The sequence below is a fragment of the Methylacidiphilum caldifontis genome (assembly GCF_017310505.1).
Taxonomy (GTDB): Bacteria; Verrucomicrobiota; Verrucomicrobiia; order Methylacidiphilales; family Methylacidiphilaceae; genus Methylacidiphilum; species Methylacidiphilum caldifontis.
In genome coordinates this window covers 1,683,605-1,696,061 of sequence record NZ_CP065957.1, presented here as the reverse complement: position 1 = coordinate 1,696,061, position 12,457 = coordinate 1,683,605, and the positions used below count along the sequence as shown (strand labels likewise).

The 12,457-nt window shown below is 39.4% G+C and carries 15 protein-coding genes; 10 read left to right on the top strand and 5 right to left on the bottom strand.

Translation table 11 applies throughout. The features are described 5' to 3' along the window. The first annotated feature begins 13 nt into the window (after positions 1 to 13). A complete protein-coding gene (locus tag IT6_RS07870) occupies positions 14 to 568 on the top strand; it encodes a ribonuclease H-like domain-containing protein (protein WP_134439553.1) in 555 nt (184 codons plus the stop codon). A 73-nt stretch (positions 569 to 641) separates the two neighbouring features. After that, positions 642 to 1,013, top strand: coding sequence for a Fur family transcriptional regulator (locus IT6_RS07865; RefSeq protein ID WP_134439682.1), 372 nt, complete (start codon positions 642 to 644; stop codon positions 1,011 to 1,013). Between the two features lie 187 nt (positions 1,014 to 1,200). Here the strand turns inward: IT6_RS07865 and IT6_RS07860 are convergent, their stop codons facing one another. Next, complete coding sequence (locus tag IT6_RS07860) at positions 1,201 to 2,655, bottom strand: sigma-54-dependent transcriptional regulator (RefSeq protein ID WP_206825929.1); 1,455 nt, start codon at positions 2,653 to 2,655, stop codon at positions 1,201 to 1,203. Positions 2,656 to 2,774: 119 nt separating this feature from the next. On the opposite strand from IT6_RS07860, the gene IT6_RS07855 reads away from it, so the two are divergent. The 5 genes from IT6_RS07855 to IT6_RS07835 all read left to right on the top strand — a co-directional run bounded on the left by IT6_RS07855 (position 2,775) and on the right by IT6_RS07835 (position 6,311). Continuing rightward, on the top strand, positions 2,775 to 3,275 hold the full coding sequence (locus IT6_RS07855; RefSeq protein ID WP_134439551.1) for a thioredoxin family protein: 501 nt from the start codon (positions 2,775 to 2,777) through the stop codon (positions 3,273 to 3,275). A 124-nt stretch (positions 3,276 to 3,399) separates the two neighbouring features. After that, on the top strand, positions 3,400 to 3,774 hold the full coding sequence (locus tag IT6_RS07850) for a hypothetical protein (protein ID WP_206825928.1): 375 nt from the start codon (positions 3,400 to 3,402) through the stop codon (positions 3,772 to 3,774). A gap of 32 nt (positions 3,775 to 3,806) precedes the next feature. Beyond that, positions 3,807 to 4,313, top strand: coding sequence for a hypothetical protein (locus IT6_RS07845; RefSeq protein ID WP_166792822.1), 507 nt, complete (start codon positions 3,807 to 3,809; stop codon positions 4,311 to 4,313). 33 nt (positions 4,314 to 4,346) lie between these two features. Then, a complete protein-coding gene (locus tag IT6_RS07840; RefSeq protein ID WP_134439548.1) occupies positions 4,347 to 5,279 on the top strand; it encodes a glycosyltransferase family 2 protein in 933 nt (310 codons plus the stop codon). A 75-nt stretch (positions 5,280 to 5,354) separates the two neighbouring features. Beyond that, entirely contained in the window at positions 5,355 to 6,311 is a 957-nt protein-coding gene (locus IT6_RS07835; protein ID WP_206825927.1) for a glycosyltransferase family 2 protein, read from the top strand. A gap of 19 nt (positions 6,312 to 6,330) precedes the next feature. Here the strand turns inward: IT6_RS07835 and IT6_RS07830 are convergent, their stop codons facing one another. Both IT6_RS07830 and IT6_RS07825 read right to left on the bottom strand, forming a co-directional pair. Next, complete coding sequence (locus IT6_RS07830) at positions 6,331 to 7,107, bottom strand: glycosyltransferase family 2 protein (protein WP_242524160.1); 777 nt, start codon at positions 7,105 to 7,107, stop codon at positions 6,331 to 6,333. A 38-nt stretch (positions 7,108 to 7,145) separates the two neighbouring features. Next, entirely contained in the window at positions 7,146 to 7,931 is a 786-nt protein-coding gene (locus IT6_RS07825) for a polysaccharide deacetylase family protein (RefSeq protein WP_206825926.1), read from the bottom strand. Here IT6_RS07825 and IT6_RS07820 point away from each other — a divergent pair. The 3 genes from IT6_RS07820 (at position 7,930) to IT6_RS07810 (ending at position 11,173) form a co-directional block, all read left to right on the top strand. Further along, the gene (locus IT6_RS07820; RefSeq protein WP_206825925.1) at positions 7,930 to 8,868 is read left to right on the top strand and encodes a glycosyltransferase family 2 protein; all 939 of its coding nucleotides are present in this window, start codon (positions 7,930 to 7,932) and stop codon (positions 8,866 to 8,868) included. The two genes, IT6_RS07825 and IT6_RS07820, sit on opposite strands and share 2 nt — an antisense overlap. 1 nt (position 8,869) lies before the next feature. Beyond that, the gene (locus IT6_RS07815; RefSeq protein ID WP_206825923.1) at positions 8,870 to 10,039 is read left to right on the top strand and encodes a glycosyltransferase family 4 protein; all 1,170 of its coding nucleotides are present in this window, start codon (positions 8,870 to 8,872) and stop codon (positions 10,037 to 10,039) included. A gap of 75 nt (positions 10,040 to 10,114) precedes the next feature. Further along, complete coding sequence (locus IT6_RS07810) at positions 10,115 to 11,173, top strand: hypothetical protein (RefSeq protein WP_242524159.1); 1,059 nt, start codon at positions 10,115 to 10,117, stop codon at positions 11,171 to 11,173. Positions 11,174 to 11,189: 16 nt separating this feature from the next. Here IT6_RS07810 and panB read toward each other — a convergent pair whose 3' ends face one another. Together panB and folK are read right to left on the bottom strand one after the other, a co-directional pair. Then, positions 11,190 to 11,963, bottom strand: coding sequence for a 3-methyl-2-oxobutanoate hydroxymethyltransferase (panB, locus tag IT6_RS07805; protein ID WP_206825921.1), 774 nt, complete (start codon positions 11,961 to 11,963; stop codon positions 11,190 to 11,192). Then, entirely contained in the window at positions 11,938 to 12,435 is a 498-nt protein-coding gene (folK, locus tag IT6_RS07800; RefSeq protein ID WP_242524158.1) for a 2-amino-4-hydroxy-6-hydroxymethyldihydropteridine diphosphokinase, read from the bottom strand. The genes panB and folK overlap by 26 nt, the downstream gene beginning before the upstream one ends. Positions 12,436 to 12,457: the final 22 nt, after the last annotated feature.

The window sequence follows — 12,457 nt, the reverse complement described above, 5'->3', positions numbered from 1 at the left end:
TTCTCTAGGGCTTGTGAATGCTTCTTCAAAAAATATCGTTTATTTAGATATCGAAACCCAAAAAAGCTCATTTGAAGTAGGAGGCTGGCATAAAAAACATCTGATGAGACTATCTATAGGGGTCATCTATAGTAGTTTTTACAACAAATATTTCATATTTAGTGAACAAGAAGTGGATCAACTTCTAAGGATGCTTCGTCAATCCGATTGCATTGTGGGTTATAATATAGTTGGATTTGATATCCCTGTTCTTGAATCTTACTCTGTGTTTAATCTTTCAGACATTCCCTGTTTGGATCTGCTCATAGATATCGAAAAAAAGATTTCTAGACGCATAAAACTTGATCAACTGGCCAAAGCTACATTAGGCATAGGTAAAACGGGACATGGTTTGCAAGCCTTACAATGGTGGAAAGAGGGAAAACTGTTGGATATTGCTGAATATTGTTGCTATGATGTAAAAATTACTAAGCTCATTCATGAATATGGAATGCAACATGGCAAGGTTTATTATGATAATGCAGAGGGGATTAAGGAACAAATTCCCGTCAACTGGGTAATCAGTTAGATTTTTTGAACAAGCTGTTTTAGTCCATCCTTTCTTGACTTAAAAGAAAAGCCAAAACATAGTGAGTGCATCGATGGTACGTAAAACTAAACAAAAAGAAGCTATATTTAAGGTATTAAGCAGCGCGGATAGCCCCTTATCACCGGCAGAAATTCAAACTCGAGCTTCCTTGTTCGTTCCTTCTCTGGGTATCGCTACCGTTTATCGACTGTTACGAACCCTTAAAGAAAAGAAAAAAGTGGTAACCGTAGAAATTCCTGGTGAAGCCCCTCGTTATGAAATTTCAGGAAGAGCGCATCATCACCATTTCTATTGTCGGAACTGTCACCAAATCTTTGAACTCGGAAAATGCACTGACCAGATCGAGAAGCTTGCTCCTAAAGGTTTTCTAGTCCAGGAACACGAGATCATTCTCTATGGTCGCTGTCCATCGTGTGCAAGCTAGGCCTATCCTCTCTTTTGCATTCCCCTTTGAAACGACCCATTTAAATAAAAGCCTTTCTTGCTAAAGAAAAAAATATTTTATTTGTAATCAATAGGTTATCCTAAAAAGCAACTCTATTGCTTTGATGTGCCTACCAAAAGAAACAACCCAAAAAGATGATAGAACAAAATACAAGATTTAAAGCCGATCAGGATTTCAGGGCATTTACCCAACCGGGATGGAATCCTAATATTCTTTTGGCTTTGGATTCATCCCCCTCGCACTCTTCAAGAACATGCGTATAAATCCTATGTAATAGGGTTTTCAAGGTTTCAAGCCGGCTTTCTTTAAGTTCCGAACAAACCATTTCCTGTATGAGGGAATCTAATCCCCCTGTCAGGCTGCCCTTACTGTGCTTATCCTTGAAACACTTCTTTTTTTCAGAAGCTTGAATTTCTTCTGGAAGATGACAACTCTGGATGGTGGCACTTGAAGCCAGAACCATAGCTCTCTGGATCACATTTTCCAGTTCTCTTATATTTCCTGGCCAATGATAAGCCATAAGGCTCTTCATTGCTTGAGAAGAAATGCAAGTGGGCGCGTTGGGAAGATAACGACGATGCTTAGCCAGAAAATGATCTACGAGATCAGGAATATCTTCAGTTCTTTCACGTAAAGGAGGAAGCGTAATTTTTACAACATTAAGCCGGTAAAAGAGATCTGCTCTAAACTCTCTTTTCCCTACAGCTGCTGCAAGATCTTTATTGGTTGCAGCAATAATGCGGACATCTGTTTTTATGGGTTCGTTGCTTCCCAGTCTAGAAAACTCACCTTCCTGGAGCACCCTAAGAATTTTAGCTTGAGTTGAAAGCGGCATTTCCCCAATTTCATCCAAAAATACCGTTCCTCCATCCCCTTGTTCAAATTTACCGATACGCTGAGCCATGGCCCCAGTAAATGATCCTCTTTCATGACCGAAAAGTTCACTTTCGAGAAGATTTTCAGGAATGGCTGCACAATTTATTGCTATAAAAGGCTTGTTGGCTCTAAGGCTATATTGATAAATGGCCCTTGCAACAAGCTCTTTGCCTGAACCGCTTTCCCCTACAATCAACACTGTAGCATTAGTGGGCGCTACCTGACCAATGAGCTTATAGACTTGCTGCATGGGTTGGCTTTTCCCTATTATCTGTAGGCCACGGCTATCGAAAGAGTTCGCAGCAGTAATCTGAGAAGAAACCTCTTTGGTGAGTTTCGAAGCTTCTAAGGCTTTATATATGATCGATTGTAACTCTTGGATATTGAAAGGTTTTAATATATAATCGTAGGCACCCAACTTCATCGCCTCAATCGCCGTTTGACAAGTCCCATATGCGGTCATGATGACCACGACTTGCTGGGGGAAAAGTTTCCTGATTTCTTTCAAGGTTTCCAACCCATTCTTTTTCCCCATCCTGATATCCATGATAATAACATCTACAGGTTGAGTTTTTAGAAACTTCAAAGCCTCTTCCCCAGACCGCGCATTAAATGTCCTTAGAGGGAATTGCTCAAGAAATCTTTGAAAAGAGTAATAAACATCTTCTTCATCATCGACGATGAGAATGGATTGGGAAACCGAATCCTCTTCTATGGAATGAATATCAGCTGCTTTTTCTTTCATTACAAGTTTCTTTATCTGTTTTTCCTACTTATGAAAATGATAACGGAGTTGGAAAAATCAAGTTTTTAAAAGAAAGAGCAATTGATTTTTCCTTGTAACACTTTTAAAATTAATGATGTATGATCCACAATATTTCTTTTTTTAACAGACGCCTTTCTTTTATTTTTTATTTTTGCTTTGCTTTCTTTTTTGTTTTTTTTCCTCTGCGTTGTCTTGTTGCTGCTGAAAATCTCCGTTGGCTAACCAACTATACGCAAGCACTCGCTGAAGCAAAAAAAGAAAACAAGATGGTATTGATGAATTTTACAGGATCCGACTGGTGTCCCTGGTGTCAAAAACTAGATAAAGAAGTATTCTCAACGTCCGAGTTTAAAAATTATGCTCAAAAAAATCTAGTTTTACTCGAAGTTGATTTTCCTCAACATAAAACACAGCCCGCTGAATTAAAGAAACAAAATGAAGATTTAGCCAACCAATATAATGTTGATTCTTTTCCCACCTTGGTTCTTCTTTCCCCACAGGGTGAAGAAATTTCCAGCTTTGGCTACATGCCCGGAGGACCTCAACCGTTTATCGATAAAATTGAAAAGTTACGTCAAAAGACCCTTTCAAAAAATTAGGGATGGTTATTCCTACTCCCACATCGATAAACTTGACTGGTTGGCCCTTTTTTTCTAAAAAAGAGAAACTCTATTTATAATTTCGTTTTAACTTTGCCAAGAAGAAATCTCATGGAGGAAACAAGTGAAATTGAATAAGTTAAAAAACTTTGTTCTTTTGTTTGCTACTGCAAGTTTTCTGTGTAATCCCCTTTTTGCCCAAAATACGACCGAGTCACAGGGAGAAGTTCCTTCTTCATCTTCCCCTCCTCATCATAACAGGGCTTATCGGCATAAGATGGCCAGGCAAATGCATGAAAAAATGCAGCGGCTCATGGATAAACAGGATGAGGAATTAAAAAAACTCGCTAACGAGATGAACAAAGCTCCCAAAGACCAGAAATTGGATAAAGTTGTAGTCCTTTTGAACACGTTGGTCAATCAACGTATTCAGATGCATGAAGAGATGAAATCGATGCATCATAAAATGATGATGAATCATAAAGAACATCATGAATGAGAATAATAAAGGGCCAATCTAACAAACTCTTCATGAATAGGTACGGTTTGTCTTTTCTACGGAATAAAAAAAAACAGCTCTTTTATCGTTGGGTTCTCATAGTATTTATGGGGACCCTTTCTCCTCTCATCGGGCAATCTTCCACACAACTTTACTCTCCGAAAAGCCGTTCTCCTGAAAAGTCTTTAGATTCAGACCAACAAGCTCTGCTCTCTGAAATGCAGGAAAGTTTTAGGAGGATGCTAGATAAACAAGATAAGGAGTTGGATGGATTATTAAAAGAACTCAAAAAAGCTCCAAAAGAAAAGAAAATCGATTATTTAACTCTCATCGTTACCCGGCTCATTGAACAAAGAAAAGAAATGCATCAGGAAATGGATGCGATGCGCTCCCGAATGCGAGAGCTCAAATCTCTTTCCCAGTCAGCCAAACTTCCAAGTGCAGTTGAAGCTGAAACAAGTTCCTCACCCAATCCATCCACTTCTTCCTCCACTGCCCAACCTGCTCAAGACTCTCAAGATAGTGAGTCTTCTCGTTGATTCGGCTCCTTTTTCTCATTTACATTCTTGAAAATGAATCATCTGCCCCTTGTTACTATTGCCATCATAACCTATAACGGGGAGAAAACGATTGAAAAGGCCATTCTGAGTGCTCTCAATCAATCATGGCCAAACAAAGAGATTCTTGTCATTAACGATGGTTCTACCGATCAGACAGCTAAAATTATTGAAAAGTATAGAGGAGTTGTTTCTCATGTCTTTTTCAAAGAAAACCAAGGGAGAGCAAAAGCTAGAAACGAGGCATTGAATAGAGCCAAGGGTTCTTGGATACAATGGCTTGATCACGACGACTATTTGGATCAGAATAAAATCAACAACCATTTTTCTTTGACAGCCGAACTTGACACGATTGATGTATTTTATTCTCCAATCATCGCTGTTTCGCCTGAAGGAAAAGAAAAATACGTGCCATCCGCCAAGGCTATGAGTAGACCCATCCTTTCCCTGTGGTTTTCATCCGAACTGCCTCAAACAGGCGGTTATCTTTGGAAAAAAACATCGGTTGCAAAAATTGGGGGATGGTCGGATTATGCCTCTCTCTATGACGATTATGAACTTGTGGGAAGAGCAATCCAGTCGAATTTAAAATTTTCTTTGACTCCCATAGCTGGAGCATATTGGAATTACAGGAACAAGCCTATGGCTCATCAGCAAGCGATGGAGTTTATTGAACAAAAAAAAAGATGCATGGACAGGATGGTGCAGTGGCTGAATCAAAACGGCCAGTTGGTTCCAGAACTTAAAAAAGAAATTGGGAAAGCCTATTTTCTTGTCGCCCGGTGGCTTGCAAAAGAAGGAAAAATTGAGGAAGCAGTCGCCCTAGAAAGAAAACAAAAGCCATTAGGTCTTTTTTGTGTAGATGGCCCTTTGAGATACAGTGTACTCTATTCTCTTTTTGGATTTTCTGTTACTGAAAAAATCCAAAGCATTTTTAGACAGAAATAACCAGTTGGTCATCAAGCTAAAAATGTTGACAGCGAAAAAATATAAAATAAAAAAAAATACAATAACCAGCTAAAATTGAATCCAAAGATCACCATTGGTATTCCAACTTATAATCCAGGAAAATGGCTCTTTCAAACCCTAGAGAGTGCTATAGGTCAAGATTGGGAAAATAAAGAGATTATTGTTGTTGATGCGGGGTCAACAGATGGAACTTCTTCTATTTTGAACCAGTACAAAGATAAAATCAAGCTTATACGGCTTAACAAACCTCAAGACACGGCAGACAACCGGAATTTAATTCTTTTCGAATCGACTGGTGAATGGATTCAGTACATCGATCATGACGATTATTTGCTGGAAGGAAAAATAAAAACACAACAGGAGGAGGCCAAAGAAAAGATCGATTCTGCCGATGTTTTATACTCACCAACTTATGTTGAAATCTGGAAAAACGGAAAACCCATCCAGAAAAAACTGCTTGGTTCCGACCCCAAAGAAGACCCTTTAACATTGTGGCTTTCTTGGGATATGCCACAGACAGGATCCTACCTATGGCGCAAAGAATCTCTTCTGAAAATCGGCGGCTGGGATAGCTTTCATCCCTGTGAAGATTATAGCCTTTATATGCGAGCGATTACCAACAAATTGAAGTTTGTTTATTGCCCTACTCCTGGAGCCATTTACCGTGTAGGTCATACGTCTACCCGGGCTAATCACCAATTTATAGAAATCCTCAGAGATCATGATAATCTACTTGAAAAAATGATCGAATATTTAAAAAAAGAAGGAATACTCACCGAAGAAAGAAAAAAAGCCATCATAGAAAACCGATTCAAAAAGCTTTTTGCCTACAAATCTATAGATCTTTCATTAGCTGAGGATTACTTCAAAGAACATAAAAATCTATTGGAAAAAAAGCTGCCTTTCCATTACCGGCTTCCCCTTTTTTTTGGACTTTCATTTTCAGATTTAAACAGAATCAAATACATGAGCAGGCAGCTTTTGGCTTTTATAAAAAAAGAGCAGCTTTAAATACCGCTTCGATTTTTGATTATCTTGTCTTTTCAAGATTATTATGAATATTTTTAATCTCTTTACCTTTTTGGGTTAATTCAAAAAGTTTGCTATACCTAAAAAAATTAGAAAAGGCGGCCATCGAAGCAACATAAAATCCAGGGAACCCATCAAGAAAACCTCCCTTCAAAATATAGCTCCTAAAAAACCTCCAAGGTGGTCTAAACAGGATGTCAACCCAGCTCCATCTTTTTCCTCTGGTTAATGCTTCTTGGGCAAAAGATGTAGCATATTCAGGAAGCTTAGTGATTGTATAATCGATAGTCGGAAAAGAATAATGGAGCAATTCTCCTTTTAACTTTTTAACTTTTCCCTCTACCACAACTCGGTCATGTTCCCGGCTTCCTCCCCAACGGCCTCGATCTTTTCGAAAAAGTCTTAAATTATAATCAGGATAAAAATCCCCATGGGTAATCCACCGGTCCATCAACCATGTTTTCCTTGGGAAAGTGGCTCCTACATAATGAAGATGATCTTTTAAAAAAAAGTTAAAAATGTCCCGTCTCAAGTTCTCAGAAACTACTTCGTCGGCATCCAATCCCAAAACCCAATTGTAGGAAGCCAGCTCAAGAGCGATGTTTTTTTGATCCCTGCGACAACTCCAGGGCCTTTTTTCAACCCGTGCTCCAAAACTTTTGGCTACAGCTTCAGTTTCATCCGTACAATCATTGATGACCACAACGATTTCACTTACCCACCGGGCTACACTTCCCAAACTTCTTGGCAAATTATGAGCCTGATTCTTGGCTATCATGGTCAGGCTTATAGGCAGTTTATCCATTTGCAAGAAAACTAAGCGGTGTGGCGATAAGGAAGGAGCATCTGTAAAAGGGTTCTTAAATTTCTTTTGGGTCTTCTAGCCGTTAACCTTTTTAAACAAAAGGGGTTTTCTCCGGGAAAATTCACCCCTTCTCCAATTTGGCATGCGGATTCATATCCCGCTTTTTCTGCTATTTCTGCGCATTGGGCAGTCCATTCGCCATACGGATAAGAAAAATGTCGAACAGGGAAAGAAAAAATATCTTCAAGTATTTTTTTTGAATCCTCAATTTCTCTTCGAGCTTCATCAAAAGAAAGCTTAGGGAGATGGGGGTGGGAAAGGCTATGGCTGCCAATTTCATGTCCAGCAGCAATCCAGTCTCTAATTTCTTCTTTACCCATAAGCTTTTGAGGAGGTTCTCCCAAAGCTCTATCCCATTCATTATACTTTCCAATATAGTTGACCACAACAAAAAGAATGGCACGCATTCTGAATTTTGTAAGCAAAGGTAGACCGCGAGTAAACACAGATTGATAGCCATCATCAAAACTGAGAATTACCCCTTTGCAAACTGAACAACTGGCCGCAACGAATTCTCCCAAGGAAATAGAAGGCCATTCCACAGACCAAAACTCTCCAAGCTGTCTTTCAAAAAGCAGGCTAGGAACCCACAGAGAAGGAAACTTGGAATCTTTTGGACTTCTTCCTATATGATGGTACATAAGTATGGGAGTTTTATCTCCGTAAGTCTTTCGATAATGAGACAAGTGGGTAAAGGAATTCTCCACCCGAGATGAGACTTGAGGCAATCCTGCCATGAATGCGAATGTATCGATAATTATTGTCAGTTTCAATACTCAATTGCTGCTTGAACAGGCTTTAACTTCCATTGAAAACAGCCGCGATCCTTATGAGAAACGGGTTATTGTCTTTGATAATGGATCAAAAGATGGAACAGAAAAAATGATAAAAAAAAAATTCCCTTGGGTTCTTTACCTCCGCTCTCCGACCAATCTGGGCTTTTCCAAAGCCGTAAATCAGGCTGCCCAGTATTCTCAAGGCGATTATCTTCTATTGCTCAACTCTGATGCCCGGCTAGAGAAAGATTCCATTCAAAAAGCCGTGGAATGGATGGAAGATCATCCATCATGTGCAGTCTGTGGAGCACAGCTTCTCAATGAAGATGGGACATTCCAAAATTCGATCGCTAACTTTCCAAACCTTCTAACGGAATTAGGCAACAAGTCAATGCTGCGAAGACTTTTTCCTAAAAAATTTCCAGGTAAAGAATACAAAACTGAGCGTCCCCTCGCTGTTGAATCGGTAATAGGGGCCTTTTTGCTTATTCGAAAAAAAATTTGGGATGAGCTGAAAGGACTTGATGAAAGATATTTCTTCTTTTTTGAAGAAACCGATTTTTGTTTGAGAGCAACAAAAAAAGGCTACTTCATCTATTTTTTACCCCAAGTCAAAGTATGGCACGGTCAAGGGAAAACAGCTAAAAAACAACAAGCCGAAGCTCGCATTGAATATTGGAAATCAAGATACAAATATTTCAAAATCCACCATCCTTTTAAATATTGGATTCTCAGGATAGGTCTTCTATTACGGCTTTTTATATCCCTTTTCTTTGAAAGTCTTCTTTACCTGGTCACTTTCGGCAAATATTCAAACACTAGGTTAAAAACTAATTCTAAAATTGCATTATGGCATCTTAAAGGTATGCCCGACAACATGGGACTATCAAAGGATTAAAATGCAAAATGAACCTCGTATTCTTTTAATTGACTCTGTTCTCCAAGGAGGAGGTACAGATAATCAAGTCATTTTACTCGCACGCGGACTACAGGAATTAGGAGTTTCAGTTCTTGTCGCTTGCCCCCAAAATACAGAACTGTTCGATCAGCTAAAATCTTATGGAATAGAAAGTGTGCATTGGGAAAAAAAGATCTCTGGCTTTTATAAGCTTTGGAAAATAATAAAAAGTCGTAAAATTTCGGTTTTGCATGCCCATCACGGCAGAGACTATTGGCCAGCTATACTCAGTGCATCCTGGACCACCCCCAAACCTAAAATTGTTCTTACCCGACATATGGCCAAAAGTCCTGGATCATGGTTAAGCAAGCATTATCTTTTAAACTGTTGCGATTGCATGGTCGCTGTATCTCGGTTTACAAAAAAAGTTCTTGTTCAAGGGGATTTTGATCCTCTCTGTCCAATTAAAGAGAGGCATAAAAGAGAGCCAATCAGGGGAGATCATAAAAAAATAAGAGTTATTTATGGAGGCATTGATACTCAACGGTTTTATCCACGAAAGGTGCTATATCTTAGAGAAAAATTGGGGATAGAAGCCCGACATTTCCTTTTTGGCATGATCGGCAGTTATGATTTTCCCCTAGGCAAGGGACAGTTAGACTTTCTTGAAGCTGCTGACTGTTCTCGCAACGTTCTTCCTCATGGTCGGTTTCTCATCATCGGAAGGGGTAACATGCAACAACTTCTTGAAGAAAAGATAAAAAGGTTGTCACTTGAAGGTCGCGTATTTCTTGTTCCTCACACTTCTGAAATAGAAAATTGGATCAATGCTTTAGACTGCCTTGTACATCCAGCTATTGCCACCGAAGCTTTCGGTTTGGTTATTTTAGAAGCTTTCGCTTGTGGCAAACCCGTTATCACAACGACTATAGATGGTATTCCCGAAGCTTTTCAAGCCTGCCAAGTCGGCAAACTGATCCCTCCCTGGTCTACTCCAGATTTATGCCAAGCTTTAGCCGATATAGCAGCTACTGGGCCACTTCCTGAAGAAAAAAAATGGGAATGCCATAAAAAAATAGAATTGACATTCTCCTATAAAGTGATGGCCAAAAATATGTTAAATCTATATAATCAGCTGCTCATAGAAACGACTGAGCGTAGAAGAACTTAAAAAAGGCTGTTTTTGCTATAGCAATGAATTCTTATCGCAAATGCAAAATCTTAAATCAAACCTTTTTCAAAGCGAATGAAAAATTCTAAAAACCAAAAAGACATCAACGGCTTTGGACTTCTCTTTTTAATTTATTTTGCTTTTTGTCCCATTTCTCTTTTCCCTTCCCCTTTCGATGAGCTGAGCTCCTTTAGCTCGATTCCCAATGTTTCACTCTCCAATTTATCTAATAACACCATATTAGGAAATTTTGATGACAAAAATAGCAAAGGCCATAGCTTATTAATCGAAACTTGTTTTATCGTTCCCGCTGAACCTCAAGCCGTCTCATATGCCTTTCTTCATTGGGATCCAAGCAAACATCCTTCTCTTAAAGTTCTTGCTCATTTAGAAAATACATCAGCCAGCTCTTTTACCTTTAACTCCTTACCTTTCGACTTGAAAAAAGCTCCCGTAAAGAAACTTCTTGTGGAGGCATTTCGAGCTAAGCCGGGCAAAAGTGTGTTGAATCTGAGCATAGAAGAAATCAAACAACTTCAATCCACACTGTCCCCCCTCAAAGGAAAAATAGATGAAAGCTCACTTCAATCACTTAAAACCTTTTTCATAAATGATCTGCAAGCAAAACTCTTGAGCTATTCTCAATCAGGTCTATTCAAACTTCCTCCGTATGAAAATGGAAATAGTCCCATCAAGCCTGTTGATGAAATTAGTAACTTGGCCAAAGCCAATCCCAAAATTTATGCTCGTTACCAACCTCTTATCGATTCTCTTCTCAGCAATTGGGCAAGCCAACAACCTCCCCAAAATTATTATTGTAACTTTTTTGACGCTAATGGAATGGCTACCCTTTCTTTGGCTTCTAGCTATGGATTTAAAACTCAGCAAAGTTGGCAACAGATTAACTGTGAATTTTACGTCAGCTCAGTCTACTACAATGGCATGGAAATTATAGAAATGTGGCCTTTGGAGCTGCAAGGCAAGATCGAAACTCTTGTCTGGAAAGCCCATATGCTTGCTGTTCCCCTTGGTGGGTTGCTCGAAGATGTTAATCGCATGGCTTATGGGATTGCCTTGCTTCAAGGGACAAAGAATGCTGATCAGGCATTTTTATCTGAGTTCTCATCCCATTGATTGAACTCGGTGGCCTTTAGAGCCCGCTTTGGACTTCTTTTTTATAAGCTATTGCCGCTTCTTTAATCAGTAAAGCCATGTTCAATTTGGGTTGAACAAATTTCGGCCGAAACCATGGGAAAAGTCCAACGAGATCATGAAAAACTAGAATTTGACCGTCACAATATTTCCCTGAACCAATACCAATCGTAGGCACTTCGATAAGCCGGGTAACTTCCGCTGCAACTGCTTCATCCAAAGCCTCAAGCACTATTGCAAATACCCCCAATCGACTTAAGAAAAGGGCATCATCGATAATTTGCTTTTTTTCTTTTTCATCAATACCATATTTCCTGTATTTTGGGGGTTGACCAAGGAATTGAGGCATCAGCCCAATGTGACCCATGACTGCAATTCCCTGAGAAATCAGTAATTTTACTATCTGTCCCACTTCTTTGCCCCCCTCAATCTTTACGGCTTCAGCTCCCGCTTCATAAAGTTTACGTGCACAATAAAGGGCTTTCTCTGCTTCACGGTTCCAGCCAAAAGGAATATCTGCTACCACCAAGGCTTTTACATTCGCTCGGGCCACAGCCCGAACATGATGGAGCATATCATTTAAACTCACTTTGGTCGTGTCTTCGTATCCTAAGGTGACCATACCCAACGAATCTCCAACAAGAAGAAGGGGTATCTGAGCTTCATCAAGAATTTTTGCCGTAGGATAGTCAACGACAGTCAAAGCGGCGATTTTTTCACCGGTATTTTTTCTATTCCTTACCCAATCAGGAGTTATTTTTATTGAGTTCATGGAAGAGATCCTTGACAGTCTTAGAATAACCTGGAAGAATCAACTCTGGCCTAATTTCTGCAAGAGGCCCCAGAACAAAAAGCCTTTGAGTCATTCGGGGATGAGGGATAGTTAGGTCTCTTTCCTCAATAATCTCATGACCATAGTATAAAATATCCAAATCAATCGGACGCGGTCCATTTTTTTTTCGGCTGGCTAGTGGTAATCGACCCTCTGAAAGCTCATATTCTTGGAGACAGCCAAGCAAGATCCTCGAAGAAAGATCTGTCTCAATTTCTGTTACGCAATTTAGAAACTTTTGTGATCCTTCTGGACAATCTACAGGTGTTGTCTCCCAGATCGAAGAACAGAGAAAATGATTATTTTTCGTCAAGTTTTTTAAAAAGCTGAGGGCTTTTTCGATATGCCTTTTTCTTTCTCCATCGTTTGAACCCAAAGCTATTCCCACACGCATAAAAAAAATTAAACTCAAAAACCATTTTTTAAAACAATTT